Consider the following 4,256-nt stretch of genomic DNA (forward strand, 5'->3'; position numbering starts at 1 on the left):
TTGAGTGGTGCTCTTGCCTCTGAGTGTGAGTTGTAGAGGTAGGCATGAAAGTAAGCCATTGGATGCAGCATGGTAGTAACTGAGCCGAGCAGCTAAGGTACGAATACTGTTAAAGCCGGTGGTTCTAAAAACGAAAGTCCCAAACTCATCCGATTCATCGAGATTCACATAGAGACGACCATAGGGTTTACACAATCCTCCTTGTGCCAATGGACATAGATCAGGTGAAGGACAGGGGTGATGTTCAACCCCTTGATTGGTTAAGCGCTGACAAGTTTCACCATTGCCGATACACACAGGTCGCCCTGTTTGTCGATCAAATAGACTGTACTCTGCCCTAAGATTGAGTTCAGGATCATTAAAGATCATACGGACTGGAATGCTTCTAAGTTTTTGGTTTTGAGCTTTGGCTCGTAGTTGCTCATCTAGGGGGTGTTTGATCCAGCCCTCTTTGTTTTGGATTTGGGATGTCAATGTAAATTGATCATCCTTTTCAGGGACACGTTTCCCGTTCTTCTCTACCATTTTTCCAATACTGATACGCCCGAGTATCGGTGGGCTAATCGCTAAACCTTTAATCATGGTACTTTCCTTTTTTGAGTAAAATGAATTAGACATAAAAAAATCCCATGCACTCAGGCATGGGACATTTAGGTTAGTTCGGTGTTTTGCTTATGAATTGCACTTAGGCTAAATCTGATTCAATCATCATTGGTATAGATGTTGAAGCGCCGTGTACCTTGCTTGCTTTGCGGAAATTGATTCAGATATTCAGGGTGTAATTTGAGTAAGGCCTTGCTATCTAAACTGAGCGAATCTTTCGACTTCTTCCACGTGACTGAGCCCGCTTTAAAGGTGGCACGCTCAGCCTCTTGCATCTGGCCTTGCAGTTGGTGCTTGAGTAGGTCAAATTGCTGTTGGTATTTATCAACTTGGTTACGCACTCGGATCAGTTGTTCAAACTGTTGATTGGCTTGCTCATCTTCGGATAAGTCTGTGGTACTTAGGGGGATATGTTCTGGATAAAGCAGCTGTAAAGCTTTAGCTGCCGATTCACTGGCATCTGCTTCTGGTGGGGTATCCTTTTCCACACAGTCCCAGAAGTAATGTTCGGCATTGACGATATGCTGAATCACTGACTCAGAACGCGTCACTTTAAAAATGCGCGTTTCATGCCCACAGATCAGCACACAAATATGGGCTGCCTGTTTGCCTGTGACAGCAAGTTGATGTTGCACTTGGCAAAGGACATAGAGCGGCACGCCATCTCGCCAGAGCTTAGCCCCGTACTCTCCTGCGGTTTTGCATTCCAGAATTTGGACCTCGGCATTACCCACCACAGAGTAATCCAAGTTAGCCAACATGAAATGTTTATCAGGGTCAGGATGTTGCAGCACTGCATTCACACGTCTCACTTTATGCTGGGTATACATGCTGTAGTATTCAGCAACGAGTGGCTCTAACTGCTTGCCCCAGTACAGAGGTGCATGGCCTTCGCTGTCATCTTCAATGTTTTGTTGAATCCGTCCAGTCTTGATCATCCATAGTTCTAGCATCGACATATAGGGATTAAGTCCACAGGCTGCGGCACAGTCACTGCTACCAATGCCCTTGCGTCTGACTTCCAGCCATTCGGCCTGAGTCATGTTTTTCGTCTCGACGAAACGTTTTGCGTTAAACAGTTTTGGACGGTCGGCATGGATATTGGCTTTGGTGTGACTTGGGTGAATTACGGCTGAGTTCATATTGTTTTCCTGTCATTGTTAAATTTTGGGCATAAAAAAAGCCACATCTGGAGATGTGGCAAAGAGGTGTTCGGATTGAATAAGACTGACAGGATCATATTGGTCTCATGTCCTGATCTTAAATCCTGAATCTGAATCTAAACTTAAACAACTAAGCGTAGTGCTTGCTCCAGTCCGCGTTGTTTGAGGCCTGCACCTGCCCCGAACCAAGCAGAATCCAAACGGTGATCCTGACTCATGGCGCGTCGCTCGTGGTCGGCAAATTCCGTGATTGAGCACAGCAAACCATAGGCAGTATCTTTGGCTGAACTGAGTTCCGCTCCACGACCATGCCCATTAAACATGGTCATGACCTTCGACATGGCACGTCCATTCGGTTCAGTCTTGTTTTCAGCTTTGGTTGTGTGGTTAGTTTGGGTTGCGACATTACGGTAGAACTGAATAATACCCTCGTCTTGGTCCGCATTGCTTAGGCTAGTGTTGTTAAACACGGCATCGAAATAGGCTGCTGCTTCAGTCTGCGTAACTTTCCGTTGGCTAAGCTGTTTCATTTCATACATGTGATCCTCCCATGTACGTACTGAAATTCCCAATTGCTGTTTAATTTTCTGCGCATCGAATTTGGTACTGTGTGGGACTTTGACCACACCTGCACTAGAATTTTGGCCTTTTAGTGCAATAGCTAAAGTGTTATTACATACCACACGAATACTGGTGAATTGTGCTGTGGTTGCCAGTGTCCCGTCACAGGCTGTAGCCAAAAGAATGTAGCCATTACTGACATCTTTACCCTTGAGTGCTGAAGTCTGCCCTGTCCTGGCTAATGCCCAGAACTTCTTACCGCCTTTCAGTACACCTGCGGTTTCCAGTTCAAAGCCAGATTGCTCAGTCAGATCCCGGTAGAACTCCAGAATCTCTTTAGGCTGAACTTCCTGATAACGCTGACTGACAACAGATAAAGGTGCATGGGTATCTGAACGATACAACACTCGCTGTTCTTCAAATGGCATGATAATGCTCTGACCACGCTCATTCTGTGCCATGTAGCTGACGTTCGAGGATTCAATCCGCCAGTCCATCCCGGCTTGCTGTGCCCATACTTCCAGTGGTTGATTCGGACTTAGCTGATTACCGAGACCATGCCAAGGGGTTTCGCCAACATAGGCGATTTGTTCGATTTGATGTGCCATCGTTCTTATCTCCTATACTGATTCAACGAAAATTCTGCTGACAGTGATTGCAGTGATAATAGGTCAGCGTGATCGGCTTTTTCGGCTCATCAATCATGCTGCTAAATAGGCCACCAATGACTGCACCTGCAATACCACCAATGAATGGAGATATAGGCAGTGGCAAACCCTTTGAAATGGATGCACCGATGGTGGCAAACGAAGCTGATGCTGCTAGACCTGTAGAATCAGATCCACTTACCTGCTGATTAACCACTTGAATCGTTTGATCAGAAAAACAGTAAGGGCAATTAATACTCATAAGATATACCTCAAAATGAAAAAGGCTTACCGTATGGCAAGCCTCTGTTTCGAATGTCAGGGGGAAAATAAACATTCTTCTTTCATGTTAATGATGTATATCTATAACTTTTTGGGATCATTGGAAAGTACGCATTCTAGCTTTATTTTTCACCCTAAGATACTGATCTTCTTTCTCAGGATTAACAAGGTACGCACCAGCATTACACAATTTTTCCACTTCTCTGGAACAATCACGATGTATTTTTCCTATACCTAAAATACCCAAACTTGCGTATCTTTTTATTTGCTCAGTGTCATGGCAATTAAAATGGTGCCCTTGTCCGGCTGTAAGCTGTTTCCACAGCTTTCCAAGCTGCTCTGCAATAGCCCATCCATTCTGATGCTTATGACCATTAAAGATTAATAACAAATGACAATGGTAGCCCTTATCAGCCCCTTGTTCTAAAGCCCATGCATAATCAACCAAGTTGTTGAATAACCCTTCACGTTTAGATATTTCCTTTCGGAATTTACCAATATCATCGTAAAAATTTTCAATATCAATGAGATCATGGAAATCCTTGAGATAAAAGAGATCCACTCTAACCACTTCAGACTTAGAATAAACCTGTATTGCTTTTTCTATTTTCTTTAAAAATGACTTTGTATTTCTAACCTCATTTGCACGATGTCTTCGAATATCTTTATGGTATTGCGAACGATAGCCTTTAAAATAACTCTGATACTCGTCAAAAGTTTTATTCGTTAAGATAGCTTCAACCTGTACTGTACCTAAACCATGAATATCATGTTCTTCCAACAAGTCACACCAAGCATTGATATAACCAAAGTAACAATATGATCCACAGTATGCCTGATCAAAATCTACCAATAGCCTTGTAAATTCTATATAGAAATCTAGTGGCTCATTTTTTGTTTTGACCCACGCTTTAGTATTAGCTTCTATTTCAATCAATAATCTAGATCTACACATTCCTATTTCTCATATAATATACTTCCATATAAAATTAATAATCTG

Annotated in this window: 5 protein-coding genes; all 5 read right to left on the reverse strand. The window is 43.1% G+C overall.

Going from position 1 to position 4,256, the window contains the following annotated elements; all coding sequences use genetic code 11:
* A partial coding sequence (locus D7V32_RS16755; RefSeq protein ID WP_120403907.1) for a recombination directionality factor occupies positions 1-582 on the reverse strand: 582 nt, incomplete at its 3' end.
* Between the two features lie 119 nt (positions 583-701).
* Entirely contained in the window at positions 702-1,745 is a 1,044-nt protein-coding gene (locus D7V32_RS16760) for a YqaJ viral recombinase family nuclease (RefSeq protein WP_120403908.1), read from the reverse strand.
* Between the two features lie 143 nt (positions 1,746-1,888).
* A complete protein-coding gene (locus D7V32_RS16765; protein ID WP_120403909.1) occupies positions 1,889-2,935 on the reverse strand; it encodes a DUF932 domain-containing protein in 1,047 nt (348 codons plus the stop codon).
* A 22-nt stretch (positions 2,936-2,957) separates the two neighbouring features.
* A complete protein-coding gene (locus D7V32_RS16770; protein ID WP_120403910.1) occupies positions 2,958-3,236 on the reverse strand; it encodes a hypothetical protein in 279 nt (92 codons plus the stop codon).
* Between the two features lie 117 nt (positions 3,237-3,353).
* A complete protein-coding gene (locus tag D7V32_RS16775) occupies positions 3,354-4,193 on the reverse strand; it encodes a YagK/YfjJ domain-containing protein (RefSeq protein ID WP_228200242.1) in 840 nt (279 codons plus the stop codon).
* Positions 4,194-4,256: the final 63 nt, after the last annotated feature.

This window comes from Acinetobacter tianfuensis (genome assembly GCF_003611465.1).
GTDB lineage: Bacteria > Pseudomonadota > Gammaproteobacteria > Pseudomonadales > Moraxellaceae > Acinetobacter > Acinetobacter tianfuensis.

Excerpts from the sequence above, each read along its gene's own strand:
- D7V32_RS16765 (WP_120403909.1), bottom strand. The coding sequence starts at position 2,935 with ATGGCACATCAAATCGAACAAATCGCCTATGTTGGCGAAACCCCTTGG.
- D7V32_RS16770 (WP_120403910.1), bottom strand. The coding sequence starts at position 3,236 with ATGAGTATTAATTGCCCTTACTGTTTTTCTGATCAAACGATTCAAGTG.
- D7V32_RS16760 (WP_120403908.1), bottom strand. The coding sequence starts at position 1,745 with ATGAACTCAGCCGTAATTCACCCAAGTCACACCAAAGCCAATATCCAT.